This is a genomic window from Pantoea sp. ICBG 1758, from assembly GCF_002928325.1.
Taxonomy (GTDB): domain Bacteria; phylum Pseudomonadota; class Gammaproteobacteria; order Enterobacterales; family Enterobacteriaceae; genus Pantoea; species Pantoea eucrina.
In genome coordinates this window covers 855,396-869,289 of the sequence record NZ_POWL01000001.1, presented here as the reverse complement: position 1 = coordinate 869,289, position 13,894 = coordinate 855,396, and the positions used below count along the sequence as shown (strand labels likewise).

20 protein-coding genes are annotated in these 13,894 nt (G+C 50.1%); 14 read left to right on the top strand and 6 right to left on the bottom strand.

All coding sequences use genetic code 11. From position 1 onward, the window contains the following. The first annotated feature begins 81 nt into the window (after positions 1-81). The 12 genes from C1Y41_RS04290 to C1Y41_RS04235 all read left to right on the top strand — a co-directional run bounded on the left by C1Y41_RS04290 (position 82) and on the right by C1Y41_RS04235 (position 9,527). On the top strand, positions 82-1,014 hold the full coding sequence (locus C1Y41_RS04290) for a transglycosylase SLT domain-containing protein (RefSeq protein WP_104084866.1): 933 nt from the start codon (positions 82-84) through the stop codon (positions 1,012-1,014). Between the two features lie 473 nt (positions 1,015-1,487). Next, the gene (locus C1Y41_RS04285; RefSeq protein ID WP_158249858.1) at positions 1,488-2,411 is read left to right on the top strand and encodes a sigma-54 dependent transcriptional regulator; all 924 of its coding nucleotides are present in this window, start codon (positions 1,488-1,490) and stop codon (positions 2,409-2,411) included. 94 nt (positions 2,412-2,505) lie between these two features. Beyond that, positions 2,506-2,715, top strand: coding sequence for a hypothetical protein (locus tag C1Y41_RS04280; protein ID WP_104084864.1), 210 nt, complete (start codon positions 2,506-2,508; stop codon positions 2,713-2,715). 40 nt (positions 2,716-2,755) lie between these two features. After that, positions 2,756-3,115: an EscI/YscI/HrpB family type III secretion system inner rod protein gene (locus C1Y41_RS04275; RefSeq protein WP_104084863.1), complete on the top strand. Its 360-nt coding sequence runs from the start codon at positions 2,756-2,758 to the stop codon at positions 3,113-3,115. After that, positions 3,112-3,882, top strand: coding sequence for a type III secretion system inner membrane ring lipoprotein SctJ (gene sctJ / locus C1Y41_RS04270; protein WP_104084862.1), 771 nt, complete (start codon positions 3,112-3,114; stop codon positions 3,880-3,882). The genes C1Y41_RS04275 and sctJ overlap by 4 nt, the downstream gene beginning before the upstream one ends. Next, positions 3,875-4,429, top strand: a complete 555-nt coding sequence (locus C1Y41_RS04265) for a hypothetical protein (RefSeq protein WP_104084861.1) — start codon at positions 3,875-3,877, stop codon at positions 4,427-4,429. Before sctJ ends, C1Y41_RS04265 begins: the two co-directional genes overlap by 8 nt. Continuing rightward, positions 4,426-5,046 (top strand): type III secretion system stator protein SctL, encoded by a 621-nt coding sequence (sctL, locus tag C1Y41_RS04260; RefSeq protein ID WP_104084860.1) that lies wholly within the window; start codon positions 4,426-4,428, stop codon positions 5,044-5,046. Before C1Y41_RS04265 ends, sctL begins: the two co-directional genes overlap by 4 nt. Positions 5,047-5,055: 9 nt before the next feature. After that, positions 5,056-5,283: a type III secretion protein HrpF gene (locus C1Y41_RS04255; RefSeq protein ID WP_104084859.1), complete on the top strand. Its 228-nt coding sequence runs from the start codon at positions 5,056-5,058 to the stop codon at positions 5,281-5,283. A 104-nt stretch (positions 5,284-5,387) separates the two neighbouring features. Then, positions 5,388-7,376, top strand: coding sequence for a type III secretion system outer membrane ring subunit SctC (gene sctC, locus C1Y41_RS04250; protein ID WP_104084858.1), 1,989 nt, complete (start codon positions 5,388-5,390; stop codon positions 7,374-7,376). After that, the gene (gene hrpT / locus C1Y41_RS20400; protein ID WP_104084857.1) at positions 7,376-7,555 is read left to right on the top strand and encodes an HrpT family type III secretion system protein; all 180 of its coding nucleotides are present in this window, start codon (positions 7,376-7,378) and stop codon (positions 7,553-7,555) included. Before sctC ends, hrpT begins: the two co-directional genes overlap by 1 nt. 122 nt (positions 7,556-7,677) lie before the next feature. Further along, positions 7,678-8,580: a hypothetical protein gene (locus tag C1Y41_RS04240; protein ID WP_146065220.1), complete on the top strand. Its 903-nt coding sequence runs from the start codon at positions 7,678-7,680 to the stop codon at positions 8,578-8,580. Positions 8,581-8,909: 329 nt separating this feature from the next. Beyond that, positions 8,910-9,527, top strand: coding sequence for a hypothetical protein (locus tag C1Y41_RS04235; protein ID WP_104084855.1), 618 nt, complete (start codon positions 8,910-8,912; stop codon positions 9,525-9,527). 32 nt (positions 9,528-9,559) lie between these two features. Here the strand turns inward: C1Y41_RS04235 and C1Y41_RS04230 are convergent, their stop codons facing one another. The 3 genes from C1Y41_RS04230 to C1Y41_RS04220 are packed head-to-tail and all read right to left on the bottom strand — an operon-like array spanning position 9,560 to position 10,403. Beyond that, a complete protein-coding gene (locus C1Y41_RS04230; protein WP_104084854.1) occupies positions 9,560-9,757 on the bottom strand; it encodes a hypothetical protein in 198 nt (65 codons plus the stop codon). A gap of 8 nt (positions 9,758-9,765) precedes the next feature. After that, positions 9,766-10,134 carry a type II toxin-antitoxin system PemK/MazF family toxin gene (locus C1Y41_RS04225; RefSeq protein ID WP_104084853.1) on the bottom strand — a complete coding sequence of 123 codons (369 nt, stop codon included), beginning with the start codon at positions 10,132-10,134 and terminating at the stop codon, positions 9,766-9,768. Next, positions 10,128-10,403 carry a hypothetical protein gene (locus C1Y41_RS04220; protein WP_104084852.1) on the bottom strand — a complete coding sequence of 92 codons (276 nt, stop codon included), beginning with the start codon at positions 10,401-10,403 and terminating at the stop codon, positions 10,128-10,130. The genes C1Y41_RS04225 and C1Y41_RS04220 overlap by 7 nt, the downstream gene beginning before the upstream one ends. A 99-nt stretch (positions 10,404-10,502) precedes the next feature. Between C1Y41_RS04220 and C1Y41_RS04215 the strand changes: the two genes are divergently transcribed. Then, entirely contained in the window at positions 10,503-10,793 is a 291-nt protein-coding gene (locus C1Y41_RS04215) for a hypothetical protein (protein WP_104084851.1), read from the top strand. A gap of 66 nt (positions 10,794-10,859) precedes the next feature. On the opposite strand, the gene sctU is transcribed toward C1Y41_RS04215, so the two are convergent. Then, positions 10,860-11,948: a type III secretion system export apparatus subunit SctU gene (gene sctU / locus C1Y41_RS04210; protein ID WP_104084850.1), complete on the bottom strand. Its 1,089-nt coding sequence runs from the start codon at positions 11,946-11,948 to the stop codon at positions 10,860-10,862. Between the two features lie 115 nt (positions 11,949-12,063). Between sctU and C1Y41_RS04205 the strand changes: the two genes are divergently transcribed. After that, positions 12,064-12,783: a DUF1275 family protein gene (locus C1Y41_RS04205; protein WP_104084849.1), complete on the top strand. Its 720-nt coding sequence runs from the start codon at positions 12,064-12,066 to the stop codon at positions 12,781-12,783. Positions 12,784-12,818: 35 nt separating this feature from the next. Here C1Y41_RS04205 and sctT read toward each other — a convergent pair whose 3' ends face one another. After that, complete coding sequence (sctT, locus tag C1Y41_RS04200; RefSeq protein ID WP_104084848.1) at positions 12,819-13,625, bottom strand: type III secretion system export apparatus subunit SctT; 807 nt, start codon at positions 13,623-13,625, stop codon at positions 12,819-12,821. Continuing rightward, positions 13,625-13,888 carry a type III secretion system export apparatus subunit SctS gene (sctS, locus tag C1Y41_RS04195; protein WP_104084847.1) on the bottom strand — a complete coding sequence of 88 codons (264 nt, stop codon included), beginning with the start codon at positions 13,886-13,888 and terminating at the stop codon, positions 13,625-13,627. Before sctS ends, sctT begins: the two co-directional genes overlap by 1 nt. Positions 13,889-13,894 lie beyond the last annotated feature (6 nt).

Below are 13,894 nucleotides of genomic sequence, written 5' to 3'. Positions count from 1 at the left end.
GAACTACTCGGGGATTTTTCTCACATAAAAAAAGCCGGTCACTGATTCCGGCGATGTGATCACTCATTTAAAGGAAACCCGATGAACGTTACCAACAACAATGACGGCTTCAGTCCGAACCTGCCTCCAGCAGGACCGGCCACCAGCGGCCCAGGTAATTTCCCGCCCATGAATAACGCCTTGCCCTCACCCACGGGGAACGGTTCCGCGTTGAACTATGATTCACAAGTCAACCCCAGCACGATCAGCATGGGTAATTCAGCGCTGAATGGGGCGAACGTCATGGCCGCGTCTCCCTTGCAGGATCAGAACCTTTCAGGCGGCCTGATGGGGACGATTGAAGACATGCTTCAGCAGTTCCTGGCGAAGTTACAAAACCTGCTTCGTATGTCGACCGGTGAGAATGATGGTGTGCAGGGTCAGCAACCGGCAACGGCTTCCTCTTCAGCCCTTCAGGATCTTGCCCCACTTGCCGCTTCCGCCGCCGCACCTGCTGCATCCTCTTCGCCGAATGTGGGGAATGTGCGTCTGGCCACGCCATCAGAATCAACCGGTGACACCTCAATGAAAACCAGCGATGCCGATCTTCAGAAGCTGGTGGACAAATACGGCCCGGAATATGAACAGGCCTCGAAAGAAACCGGCGTGCCTGCGAAGCTGCTGGTGGCACTCACGATGCAGGAATCAGGCGGTGACGTTAACGCCAAATCAACGAACCCCGGCAACGGCAAAACCGATTCTGGCATGAACCAGATCAACCCAGACACTTACGCCGGAATGCGCGCCGCGCACCCGGATAAGTTGGGGGCGAACGCAGACGATCCGAAGAATCAGATTATGTGTTCTGCGCTGATGCTCAAAGAAGGCAAAGACAAATTCGGGTCTTATGATGCCGCCCTGCGCGCCTACAATTCAGGCGATGATCAGGTTGATAAAAACGATTTGTCTCACGTCACTTTAGGCGATCCGAATTACGTGAAAGAAGTTAATGCCTATGCGGCGAAGTTTCATTAATATGACAGGCGATCTTCGGATCGCCTTTTTAATATCCTGTGCTCGCGCTTCTCAATCTGTGCGCATTATTTTGAATTATTTCAATCCCGACGATCGAATAATTCAAATTGCATTTCATCAGTTTTTTATTTTGATTTTAAGCAGGTGTTTTTTGTGCTTAATGAAATAGATAAAACCGATTGATACGGGATAATGAGCTATTCATAGCAAAATAACAACAATCTTTATAATGTTTTTTAACTACTTGAATTTAATGAATTCGCTTTCTCAAAACATATAAATGATGTCGCTCCGCCTGTTCTGGTTTGTGACGGTTCCATTATATGGGAATATAAATTAAGTCATATCCTATATAACGTCCTTTATAGACTTTTATAAGTTTATCCCTATACGATAAACGGAACCAGAATCAGTTTATCGACAACGAGAAGAAAAACATGACTCTCATTTGTCGATTACGCGGAGCGGCAATTATGCATTCAGAAATATTACCAATTTTAATTAATGATAATGTCCATGAATTCACGGATTATCTTTCCCATTGGGTCAGTAAACTCGCCCCGCTACCCATCGACTTTCTGATTGAAGGTGAAACAGGCACGGGAAAAGATACGTTCGCGCGCCTGGTGTATGAGGCAAGCGAGCTGACTGGCCCGTTCATCGGCATCAACTGTGCCGCGATCCCTGAAGGCCTGGCAGAAGCTGAATTTTTTGGCAGTGTTCAGGGCGCTTATACAGGCGCGCCAAAAGCCCGCGTCGGGCATATCGAGGCCGCGAATAACGGGATCCTGTATCTCGATGAAATCGACTCGATGCCCCCTTCACTTCAGGCAAAGCTGCTTCGCGTGCTGGAAACCCGTTCGGTGATGCGCTTAGGGGCGACCGACACCACTCAGGTGAATGTTCGCGTCATCGGTGCGGCACAACGTCCGCTGGCTGAGCTGGTGGAAGAAGGTGCATTTCGGGCCGATCTGTTTTTTCGCTTAACGACCGTGAAGCTCTCGCTTCCTGCGCTGCGGGAAAGAGTCGACAGCATTGTGCCAGGGTTCCGGCGCTTTTCCATCGCTGCCGCCAAACAGTTCAAGGTTGACCTTCCGGCAATGGATGAAACGCTGGCTCAGAATTTATTGCTGCATAGCTGGCCTGGCAACATGCGCGAGCTGAAAGCGGCGGCCATGCGTTTTGTGCTCGGGCTGGATGTGCTCGGAACGAATTATTCAACCGGTAAGACCACGCTTAAAGACCGTTTAAGCCAGTTTGAAACCTGCATCATTCAGGACACCCTGACGCGCCATGATAATCAGGTGCATGTCGCGGCCTTCGAGCTGGGGATCCCGACCCGCACGCTTTATAACAAGCTCAAGGCGCTGAATCTGATGGTGAAAACACAAATTTAATGTCAGCACGGGAACCAGAACGCGGTTCTTTTCACTTAATCATTGAATATCCCGATATTCACCTTCGACGTTTAATTTTTAGGAGATCCTCAATATGCCAGTCAGCTCAACAGGTGTTTCAACCGGTGCGGCGAACCAGAACGCCGATCAGTTCCAGGCGCAGATGGACACCATCGAAGCAAAATCCATGCAGAACACCCTGGATAAATCTGAACGTGATGTGAAAGATGCCTATGTGTCAGGCTATCAGAACTCCGTCACCACGATGATCAGTGCCGCAAACCAGGACAAGATCAACTTCTGATGCCGAGGAAGGCCTTCGGGCCTTCCTTTCTGGAGGACCAATGAAGATCACACAAGACGCTTCATCCCTGTTTGCCGGTTCAGGCGACCTGAGTTCTACCCCAACCAGCACACCGACCGCTTCCGATGCCAACCTGTTCACCAACGCCATGAACGATGAGAGCGACAGCCAGCCGATATTAGGCGGCGTGCTGCATCATGCGACCGCGATGTTCGATCAGGTGAACGATGAGAAAAACCGTATCGATACCTCGATGCGGCGTGCGGCGAAGAGTACCGACCCGATGGCCATGAATAAGGTCGAGTCGCAGCTGTCGAACTACTATCTCGAAAACATGATGAATACAAAGATTGTCTCTAAGGCCGTTCAGAGCCTTGATAAAATCACTAACCTGCAATGACCATGAAACGAACGCTGATCGCCGCAAGTCTCTTTCTGTTGGTCGGGTGTGATTCGGATGTGATCCTGAATGCGGGTCTGACCGAACCCGATGCCAACGATATAATTTCTGAACTCGCGCACTATGACATCACCGCCGATAAGCAGATTGATAAAACCGGCGTGACGCTGCTGGTTCCTCAGTCCCAAATCGACCGCTCAGTTCGCATTCTTAATGCTGCCGGTTTACCCCACAAGGCCCGAACCAATCTGGGCGAAATGTTTCAGAAGAATGGCATTATCTCAAGCCCGCTTGAAGAGCGCGCCCGTTATATCTATGCCCTGTCTCAGGAGCTGGAATCCACCCTGTCTCAGATTGATGGTGTGGTGCTGGCGCGCGTGAGTGTCGTTCTCCCTGAACGCGTCGCACCCGGCGAACCTGTTCAGCCTGCGAGCGCATCGGTATTTATCAAATATACCTCTGAACTTGATCCTGATGCCATTCGCCCGCGAATCCACCAGCTGATCGCGGCATCCATTCCCGGTCTGAGTGGGAAAGCGGATGACGGGATCTCCATTGTCTTCTTCCCGGCAGTCCCCTATCACGATCATATCAATATGGTTGCAATCGGTCCTTTCACGATGCTGGAAACCACGTTTGACACGATGAAAATCAGTCTGCTCGTTGTGCTCATCCTTGCCTTGCTGGGCGGTGTTGGCCTGGCGGCATTCCGACAGATTAAGCGCCGTAAGCAACCCGGAACAGAACTGGCGGTGACAAATGATTGACGGTGAACACTGGCTGAACTGGTGGGGCGCGGGGTTTGTGTCGGACATTCATGAATCCTGGCACACCTTGCCCTGGTTTAGTTTCAGCAAGGAAGAAAGGCAGATGCTTTATCAGGAATCGCCCAGCGCGATTTGCGCATTGTGCCAGATAAAACCCAGCAAGATCCCGAACCCCGAAGAGCGGGTGTTAAAGATTATCGACCTCTCTCCGATGCGCCTTCAGGGGATGCTGCGCCTGATCGCGGCACTCAGCAACGGCGACTATGAACACCTTCACGATTTGGATAAGGAATGGTGTGAGCGCATCAGTAAAGCCATCAGGCCCGAAACGTTTTTACCGACAGGCGTGGACTTTCGCGAACCGCCGTTTGCGCTGGCCATCCTTCAGAAAATTTTTCTGCCTGCTGTCTGGGCACGTCTCAGGCTGCGCTTTTATCAGGATCACGTTTTACGGTCGGAAGAAGAAGCCGAGGCCTTTTCTGTGGTGAATCGAAAACGCCTGCGCGCCCTGATCGATGCTGCAATCTGGCGGATGGAGAGTCGATGATTACCCTGCGTGAAATCCCGTTTGATTTTGAACCCGAAATTATTGAAGACGTTCTGATAACCGGGCTTTGGTTTGATCAGCAGTACCAGGCGAAATCCTTGATCGAAGAAACCGAAGCCTATTGTCAGGAACTTATAGAACAGACCAGAAAGGACATCGCTGAGATGGAAAAGAAAGCCAAAACCGAACATGAAGCGCGGCTGGCCCAGATCCTGGAAGAGATGGAAAGTAACTTTCTCGATAAGAGTGAAGGACTGTTTGCCGAATGGCTTTCGCAACGTGAGCGCGAGGCCGATGAGATCACCGATCGCGCGAGAAAACTCGTTGAATCGGTGTTTCTCGCCATCCTTAACCAGTTGCCGGATGAAGACAAGCTTCACGCCGTCTTTCGTCAGATCATGCGCGCCGCCGATAAACGCACCCAGGCGACGCTCTATTTCCATCCCGATAATGAAGCCGAGTTAACCGAATGGCTCTCGGACATTCATCAGGTGATGTGGACCCTCAGTCCTGATGACCAAATGAAAACCGATGAGCTGGTGTTAAAAACCGAAAAAGGCGAACTCTCGCTGAGCTGGCGCGGCTTTCAACAACACCTCGTTTCACGTCTGATGTAAGGAAATCCCATGTCCAATATGTTCGATATTCAAAAGCGTCTCGATCACAATCTCGCGACCTCAAGCCACCACGTCAACGAACTCGCGAAGTCGATGGATGGCCAGTCGCCCACGATGGCCGATCTGTTTGAGTTCAAAAACGCCCTCAGGAAACAGGCCGTCGCGAATCTCGCCGATAACCAGCTGTCGACCCTGAAGCACAACCTCAGCAAATCAATTATTGAATCTATCAGCTGATCCATAGCGGGAAACCTAAGGGCTTCACAGTGTTAAAACGTTCAACGCGCCTCATTCGATCTGCCTTGCTTGCCCTCACCGCGTCATCAGTCAGCCTGAGCGTGATGGCTCAGACGCCGAAGAGCTGGGACGAAGGGGCTTATGCCTACGCGGCTGAGAACACCCCGCTTCGGACAGTTCTTCAGGATTTTGCCGCAAGCCATAGCGTTAACCTGAACATGCCTGAGAGCTTCACCGAAAACGTTCAGGGACGGCTGCGCGCCGATTCCCCAACCGACTTTCTGAACAGGCTCGGTCTTCAGTATCGTTTCCAGTGGTTTGTGTATAACGACACGCTTTATATTTCCCCGCAATCGGATCAGGTCTCGCGGCGAATAAAAGTCTCCGCCGATGCCGCCCCCGATTTAAAGCAGGCGTTAACCGATGTTGGATTACTCGAACCGAAGTTTGGGTTCGGGGAATTGCCTGATGACGGCGTGGTGATTGTGACCGGCCCGCCTGAATATGTTTCGCTGGTGCAGGACTTCAGCGCAAAGGATAAGGACAAGAAAGAGAACAAGGAAATGATGGTGTTTCCGCTGAAATATGCCTCTGTCGCGGACCGAAATATTCAGTACCGTGATAAAACGATTCTTGTTCCGGGTGTCGCCACCATCCTCGCTGAACTGCTGGGTCAGAAAAGCGGTCGTTCCGCCTCGGGGATTCAGCAAACCGCAGGCGGAGACGATTCAGGGCTTAAGGGCCGGATGGAACAAACCATTCGCGACCAGTCGGATTCGATCCTGAACAGCCTGGTGAACGCACAAACGTCCGGGCCAAAAGATGACAGCGAGGATGACGATGATCTTCATCCCTTTGTTTCTGCCGATGTGCGAAATAACGCCCTGTTGATCCGCGACAACCCGAGCAAGCGTGAGGATTATCAGTCGCTGATTTCTCAGATCGACATTCCCCAAAAGCTGGTGGAAATCGATGCGATGATTGTGGATGTCGATCGGAAATCGCTGAACGAGCTGGGCGCGAACCTCAGGGGAACGTTCGGGAACATCAGCGCCGGTTCTACCCTGTTCCGGGGAGCGAGTTCGTTATTCGTCACCGATTATAATCGCTTCTTTAGCCAGATTCAGGCGCTGGAAGGGTCCGGGAATGCCTCTGTCGTAGCGAATCCCTCTATCCTCACGCTTGAGAATCAGCCCGCCGTTATCGACCTGAGTGATACCGCCTTTATTACCGCGACCGGCGAACGGGTGGTGAACATCCAGCCTGTCACGGCGGGAACGAGCTTGCAGGTTGTGCCGCGCGCGATTGGCCGGGGTGAACATCAGACGGTTCAGCTGATGGTGGACATCGAAGACGGCAAGGTTGACCGCGATGATGATCAGGTAGCGACCGGCGATCAGAAAGTCACGATTTCAACGCAGGCGCTTGTTCAGGAAAATGGTTCGCTCGTGATGGGCGGCATCCACTCGCGGGAAACCGGGGACATGAGCCATCGAATCCCCTTGCTGGGTGATATTCCGTATATCGGCCATCTGTTCTCCTACACCCGTCACGAAACCAATCAGCGCGAGCGTCTCTTTATCATCACCCCGCATCTCATCGGCGATCAGGTGGACCCGACGCGCTATATCTCTTCACAGGATCGCCAACTGCTGGCCGACAACCTAAAAGGGATTGAGAACCGCCAGCAGTATTCGGCCCAGCGCGGTGTCATCGAGAATGCATTTCGGGATCTGGCAGAAAACAAAGTGCCTGACGGGTTTGATTCTGGCGGTGAAGGGGTGAACATCAATCAGCTTTGCACCCTGCCACCCGGCCTCATGTTCGATAATACCCGAACCGAGTGGTTTAATAACCGGACCGTTCAGCTCAGCGTGGGGCTGATTAAGAACATGACCTCGCGACCGATTCGCTTTGATGAGGCGAGTTGTTCAGATGATGACGTGCTGGCGGTGGCGGCATGGCCGGGTTCTACCCTTGCACCTGGACAGAAAGCCGAAATCTATGTTGCCTTCCGATCGCGAGGTGAATCGCGCCGGTCGCGTGAATCCCTTCTCTCTTCTCCGTCTCTTATCCGTTATCAGGAGCCGTAATGACCAGGATGATCACACTCTGTTTATTCGCGGCGCTGTTGTCAGCCTGCGCCAGCCATAAAGACAACTGCGAGGATATGTCCTGTCGCCCTCAGTCTGATAATCATCACCTTGTGATCTGGTGGCCCTCCTCGATGCGGGAAGGCGATCAGAATTATTCGACTATGCCGGTCAGGTAATAAAAACGGGAACTGAATCAGCGAATATTTTACTTAATTTATGGCATTACTCGTTATATTCAAACACCAGAGGAATCATCATGCGATTTAATTTAGGTCATCTTCATACGCGAAGCCGGGACATGTCCGAATCTTCCCCTTATGCCGCCACTGCTCAGGATCGGTTCTTCATGCGTAATCAGATGCGTGAAGCCGGGATTGGCGGAAGCGGCCCCTTGACCGATCCGGGTGAAATGGTCGGTCATATGTTCAGCGGCAATATGCGCAATAACCTGTTCGACGGCGCGAACTCTGACAGCTTCGGCATGGGTCAGGATACCGCGAACCTCGGTCTTTCAATGTGGAACAACTCCAGTTCGAACCCGGTCTTTCAGGGCCAGCAGCCAGGCGGCGCGAGCATGGGCGCAGTGGTTCCTGAATCTCATCTTTATTCCATCCTGGAAGAAGTGCTTCGCAAGATGGGGATCAATATGCATGGGTCCATTTTTAACCCGAACGCGAACCCCGCCATTACCGGCGCGATGACTGATGGCCTGACAAGCGGCCTTCAGAATCGCGCGGTGGTGCAGCAGCCGACACCGCCTGTTAACGACGATCCGCAAAGCATGAATCAGGTGGGCAATGCCATCGGCCAGAACCTGAATTGCCGTCTGGCCAGCGGGGCGATCAACAACTGCCGCACCGAAACCCCCGACCAGACCGTGAGCGGCGATAAAGAAACCCGCGAAATGATTGGTCAGTATATGGATCAGCACACCGACCTTTACAGCAAGCCGGAAGGCAAGGACGGCAAACCGCTCGACACCAGCTGGAAAGATGCCCTGTCAAAACAGGATCAGCTGTCGCCGAATTCGCTGGCGCTGGTCAACATTGCACGACAGGATCTGATTACCCATCTTGAAGGGGGAAATGTTGGGGACAATCATCGGGGAGTTGATACTTCTCACGCCCTGCTTAATGCTGATGCTGGGAATACGAATTGCCAGATTGCTCAGCAGCAACGCCAGCAACTGATGACCGTTTAAGCGCGGCTTTAACGAACAAGGGAAGGCTTTCGCCTTCCCTTTTTTATTTGCGTTTGACCTTTCGTTTTGGTTTGTTCAGCCTTAGCTGAAGTTCTCTTAACAGCTCGGGATTAAGATGATCAGGCTTCTTTTCGTCCCTTTCTTTCTTTAAGTCCTCAGAACATTTTTCGTTCAAAATGGGAACCCTTATCGTTATTAGTGACATTGCTCAACGCCACTGTAAGTTAACGATCGACAAGGAAAAAGGATTCCTGAACTATGCGATAACTGGCCTTGCCTGTCACCTCAGCGGGATATAGAATGTATATACGCAGAAAGGGGAAAACATCATGCCAGAATTAATAGACGATGCCGATTTTAATTTCAAACTGAATGAAATCGAAAGGAACGTGATTCACACAGCCGCGTTCTTAGAAAAAGGCGTGGTCGATTTCAAACTTCAGAATTTCACTGTTGCTTCGGGTTATCGATTTGTTAAATCGAAAACTGAAAATCAGTATCGATTGATCACAACTAGCGCTAAGCCGATGACCGCTTACGCTGTTAAACTTGTATTCTCTGATCATATCGTCACGGATTACCGAACCTGTACACAGGTTATGATCTGGCGCTCGACCCGTCCTGATCTTCAGGATGCGATAGGCAGACTCCCCGGCACGTTCTTTTCATACCTTGTTGAAAATTACAATATCGTCGTTTCGGATTCGCAACAGACCGAAGCCGGTCGGCGCTTCTGGGAATACCGAATCATTGAATCTTTACTGTCTGAAGATCGCCATGTGTATGTGTCTGATGGCACTCAGGGCGATCGTGATGGAATCATTCCGCTGACTGAAGTCAACACCGATCATGATTTTTATGAAGTCTGGAGTGAGTTTTGTTGGGGAAAAATTCGGGATGTTCACTCGCTTCGTCTGTTTGTGATTAGCAAGGTGAAACTGATATAACAAAAAAAAGAAGGGTTTCCCCTTCTTTCTTTTTAGATTTCATCGCGTCCATAAAACATTGCTTCAATCTCTTCCTGACACATAGTGTCGAAATCTTCAGGAAGCGTCGCCTGGCCAGCCAGCAAGCCCACGGGGCGTTTCCGTAAAACTCCACCCTTTACTTCTTCAATAGCTTTCATTAAACGTTCATGCGTGACAGGACTTTTCATCAGATATTCTGTATCGTCCATATATCCTCTTAAATCTGTGGATCGATGATATTAATCAGTTTTGAAACGACTTCATCAACCAACGCTTCATCGGCGTCCGTGTAATAGGTTGCACTGCGCGCGATTAAATCCACGGCCTTCAGCTGGTGGCAAAGGACGACACCCCGCAAGTTTCCGTTATGGGTATCGTGTGGCAAGACATTAACGGTCACGCCCTGAGAACGCGCCGCTTCAGCGCCGGTCGAAATGGGACAACACATCGCGACCTTTAGCGCGCGGTTCAAATCGCCATCCGTGATCACAATAAAATAGTGCGGGTCTTTCAATTCATGGCCGAAAACAGGATTCGGATCCATGTGCCAGATTTGACCACGATGGGGAAAAGGTCTTTTTACCATGCCTCGTGACCAACCTTATCTTCTGCAAATCCACGAACCGATTCATTCAACTCGTCAATCTCTTGAGGATCGATTTGGGTAAGAAGTTCGGCGACGGTGAAAGCGCCGCGAGGCTTGCGCCTGGCTTTAACAGAACGAACCTCAAAACTTAAATCATGTTCTTCAAGGGCGATGGTATCGCCAACCATCAAACCATAACGTCGAGCGGTATGGCTTGGAATCGTGAAGATAATTGCCCCGCCTTGCTGCCTGAGTTTTACTGTTTGCATCCTCTGATCTCCTTTGTAGCGATGTAGCACTATAGTAGCACAACCAACACTTAATTCAAGTAAGTTATTAACTATCGCAAAACATATGCAGGATTTAAAATGAAGTTAAAAATTAAAGGAACTATTACACCTGAGCGTATAGCTAAAGCATTTAAAACTGTATTGGAAGAAATGCCATATTATAAAGACCATGTAGAAGAATTTAGAATTAGACAAGCTACGATTTATTTTAACTTTTATCACAAGCCGACAAGAAGATGTGTCAATTTTATTGATAAAAATACTGATAAAGTTTTCGGTGATTATCAAGAAATAATATTTGAAGATCCTAAACCTCCAAAGAAACCAAAAAAGCCAAAATTGAAATTACTTAAAGGAGGGAAGAAATGAAGTTGTGCCTCGTACATGGTACGAGTACAATTGAAGTCCTGACTGGAAGGATGTTTTACTTAACGCTTAATCTTCCTGAAACTCGATGGCCATGCCTGGCTGAAGCGCTTCGATCGACCTGATAAGTCGATAAATCGCCGCAACTGATTTAATGGTTTCACGCGGGATAAAGTCGCCTTCATCCGTGGTCCGGTAAAGGTTGCGCGTCAGCCAGATGTAACGCACCACAGGTTTCTTCGCCGCGTGCGCCATCGCGATCACCTCCTGTGCTTCCTCATCCTTTGCCTTAAACAGCACTTTGGGAAGCGCGGTTTCATCCGGGTTGTAATAGAGACCCACGGCGAAATGCGTCGGATTGACCATCAGCACATCGGCATCATCCACCCGCTTCTGTGAGATACGTTTAACCGGTCCGTTCAGGATTTCATGGGCAACGTGCTTACGATGGCTTTTCGCGTGCGGGTCGCCTTCGAGCTGCTTATATTCGTTCTTGATGTCCTCGTGACTCATGCGGTTCTGTTTGAGATAGAAATATTTCTGGATCGCAAAGTCCGTGACACTGAACACCAGCAGCACACCGATCGCCGTGTGGGTGAGTATCTTCAACAGCGAGACGCCTGCCTTCATGAACCCTTCCAGATCGCCACCGGCTAGACCGGCCAGATCCTGAAGATGCGCGCGCAGCAGCAGCGAGAAAAAACCAATGAGCGCAATCGCCTTCAGCAGACTCACGCCTATCTGAACGAATTGCTTCACCCCGAACATCTGTTTAATTTTGGGAAGTGGATTAAGCGCATCAAATTTCGGTGCAGCAGCAGCGGGCGCAAACAGCAAGCCAATCTGAATCCAGGTCGCAATGGGCCGCACGACGATAACGGTTCCGACCGTCAGAAGCATGAGCACAAACCCAATCAACACCGCCTCACCGGCGACATCGTTAATCGCCTGCGCGAAGGCCACGTTCATCTGTTGCAACGGCAAGAGCATCAGCGCCTGAAGCTTCTGAATGCTCTCATCGAGCATGGCAAAAATCACTTCCATCACCGCCAGCATCACCAGCAGTTTCGGGACGTCCTGGCTTTGGCTCACCTGCCCCTTTTTTCGGTTCTCCTGAAGTTTGTGGTCTGTTGCCTGCTCTGTCTTTTCACCGCTCATAAGGACTCCTGCTAACAATAGAAAATCACTTCCCTATCAAGGGCATGAATTGAAAATCGATGAAATGAGGGAGGTGATAAAATGATTCTGTTATGTGAAAGAGTGAGTCTAAAAAATGAGAATTTATCGTGATTCGGGTTTCCGAACACATTATTTATTGAGTTTCATTGGCGGTTCAATGGAAATAATCAGCTTTGCCTATTTTTATAAGGCGCTAATTGGTTTCATGACCTCAAATATGCTTTTCAGTGTCGCCTTTTTATATGATGGAAAGTATGATTTCCCATCGATATATCATGCCTTGATTATTCTGATATGGGTAGTGATTGCCACGATTTATCAGTTTATAGCGATTAAATATAAAACGGCTTTAACGCGACTTCAGGAAGAAAAATCTATTTTCTATATTCTGAATTTTGCCTTGTTGATGATCTTCATGTTTTATGGTCACTGCGAATGGGTTAATCATATCTTTGGTGACAAACCCACACCCGCGATTTTACCGTTGGTGTCACTGGGCCTTCTGATTATGTTTATTCATAACTTCGTCATCAAAACCGGTCGGTCGAAATATCCAACCAATACAGCAGCAGTGACAAGCACGTATATTATGATGGCTACCGCCTTCACTAATGCGTTTGAAGAACACGATAAGCGCAACTTTGTCATGAAATCCCAGCAGGCAAAACATTATTTCCTTGTTCTGTTTCATTACTTCATCGGTGCGTCAGTGACCTATCTTCTTCAGAAATACATGGATTTTTTCAGTTTAATCCTGTCACTGATGATTCTGGGTGGATTGATCTACACCGAACGACACCCCACTGAACGCTGATCATCCTCACCTAAAGCCGGAACTCTCCGGCTTTTTCATGATTTCCTGATAACCGTCAGCACATCATTCAGATTCGCAATTAAATCGTGAAGGCCTGAAAACTTCACACCCGCCAGATGTTCCAGAACGGGCAGATAGATCACAAAGAACCCCACACCCACCAGACATTTCAGCGGTATGGCCAGCACGTTCGCCTGAATCTGCGGCGAATAAACACTGATAATCCCCACGCCAAATTCAATCAACAGGAGAAGCAAGACCAGCGGACCGGCAAACAACACCATATCCCGGAAGAAGTCCGAAACCTGAATCAGCAGCTGCTTAAATCCGCCTTCCGTGAGTCCGGGTAAAAGATGGTTTACCGGCCATACCCGATAAGAATCCCAGATCACCTGCGTCACCAGCGACAAACCGAAGCTCATCACCAGAAAGACCATCGACCAGCGAAGGAGAATATCCCCGAGCGGCGTGGCGTCCGGTCCCAGTGCCGGGTTCAGCTGACCGGCATTCAATGCGCCGCGCTGCGAGTCGAACAGCGCGCCGACCGATTCAAACAGCCAGAACGGCAGCGCCATCAGATAACCCAGCAGCAAGCCTAACACCACTTCTTTTAAGCCGAGACCGACAATCGACCAGGGCGAAAGTAAAATGTGGGCGATTTCAGGCTGAATGACCGGGGCAACGAAGATTGATAGGGAAACCGCGATACCATTGCGGATCATGCCTCTCAGGGAGGAAAAGGAAAAGATTGGACAGATGAGAAGACAGGGAAGAATGCGTGCCATGCCGAGCGCGGTTGCAATCATGCCCTGAAACAGGAAGGTCAGCAGGCTCTCAAACATCACACCTTCCCGGCGGTCGCCATCATCCGAAAGGCGGTTTCCGTCAGCTCAAACAATTCCAGCCCCACCCAGCGCCCCGATAAGGCCAGCGTGCCGCCCACGGCAATCAGTTTAATCGCGAAGGGCAAAGTCTGGTCCTGAAGCTGCATCACCGACTGAAGCAAGGAAACGATCATGCCGACCACCACGGCCACAATCAGCGCGGGTGCTGACAACATCACCACCAGGATCATCGACTGCTTAAAGAGATACATGACATCCATGATGCC

What these genes read in the sequence shown, in the direction of transcription:
- C1Y41_RS04290 (WP_104084866.1), top strand. Translation starts at nt 82, where the DNA reads ATGAACGTTACCAACAACAATGACGGCTTCAGTCCGAACCTGCCTCCA.
- C1Y41_RS04285 (WP_158249858.1), top strand. Translation starts at nt 1,488, where the DNA reads ATGCATTCAGAAATATTACCAATTTTAATTAATGATAATGTCCATGAA.
- C1Y41_RS04280 (WP_104084864.1), top strand. Translation starts at nt 2,506, where the DNA reads ATGCCAGTCAGCTCAACAGGTGTTTCAACCGGTGCGGCGAACCAGAAC.
- C1Y41_RS04275 (WP_104084863.1), top strand. Translation starts at nt 2,756, where the DNA reads ATGAAGATCACACAAGACGCTTCATCCCTGTTTGCCGGTTCAGGCGAC.
- sctJ (WP_104084862.1), top strand. Translation starts at nt 3,112, where the DNA reads ATGACCATGAAACGAACGCTGATCGCCGCAAGTCTCTTTCTGTTGGTC.
- C1Y41_RS04265 (WP_104084861.1), top strand. Translation starts at nt 3,875, where the DNA reads ATGATTGACGGTGAACACTGGCTGAACTGGTGGGGCGCGGGGTTTGTG.
- sctL (WP_104084860.1), top strand. Translation starts at nt 4,426, where the DNA reads ATGATTACCCTGCGTGAAATCCCGTTTGATTTTGAACCCGAAATTATT.
- C1Y41_RS04255 (WP_104084859.1), top strand. Translation starts at nt 5,056, where the DNA reads ATGTCCAATATGTTCGATATTCAAAAGCGTCTCGATCACAATCTCGCG.
- sctC (WP_104084858.1), top strand. Translation starts at nt 5,388, where the DNA reads ATGGCTCAGACGCCGAAGAGCTGGGACGAAGGGGCTTATGCCTACGCG.
- hrpT (WP_104084857.1), top strand. Translation starts at nt 7,376, where the DNA reads ATGACCAGGATGATCACACTCTGTTTATTCGCGGCGCTGTTGTCAGCC.
- C1Y41_RS04240 (WP_146065220.1), top strand. Translation starts at nt 7,678, where the DNA reads ATGTCCGAATCTTCCCCTTATGCCGCCACTGCTCAGGATCGGTTCTTC.
- C1Y41_RS04235 (WP_104084855.1), top strand. Translation starts at nt 8,910, where the DNA reads ATGCCAGAATTAATAGACGATGCCGATTTTAATTTCAAACTGAATGAA.
- C1Y41_RS04230 (WP_104084854.1), bottom strand. Translation starts at nt 9,757, where the DNA reads ATGGACGATACAGAATATCTGATGAAAAGTCCTGTCACGCATGAACGT.
- C1Y41_RS04225 (WP_104084853.1), bottom strand. Translation starts at nt 10,134, where the DNA reads ATGGTAAAAAGACCTTTTCCCCATCGTGGTCAAATCTGGCACATGGAT.
- C1Y41_RS04220 (WP_104084852.1), bottom strand. Translation starts at nt 10,403, where the DNA reads ATGCAAACAGTAAAACTCAGGCAGCAAGGCGGGGCAATTATCTTCACG.
- C1Y41_RS04215 (WP_104084851.1), top strand. Translation starts at nt 10,503, where the DNA reads ATGAAGTTAAAAATTAAAGGAACTATTACACCTGAGCGTATAGCTAAA.
- sctU (WP_104084850.1), bottom strand. Translation starts at nt 11,948, where the DNA reads ATGAGCGGTGAAAAGACAGAGCAGGCAACAGACCACAAACTTCAGGAG.
- C1Y41_RS04205 (WP_104084849.1), top strand. Translation starts at nt 12,064, where the DNA reads ATGAGAATTTATCGTGATTCGGGTTTCCGAACACATTATTTATTGAGT.
- sctT (WP_104084848.1), bottom strand. Translation starts at nt 13,625, where the DNA reads ATGTTTGAGAGCCTGCTGACCTTCCTGTTTCAGGGCATGATTGCAACC.
- sctS (WP_104084847.1), bottom strand. Translation starts at nt 13,888, where the DNA reads ATGGATGTCATGTATCTCTTTAAGCAGTCGATGATCCTGGTGGTGATG.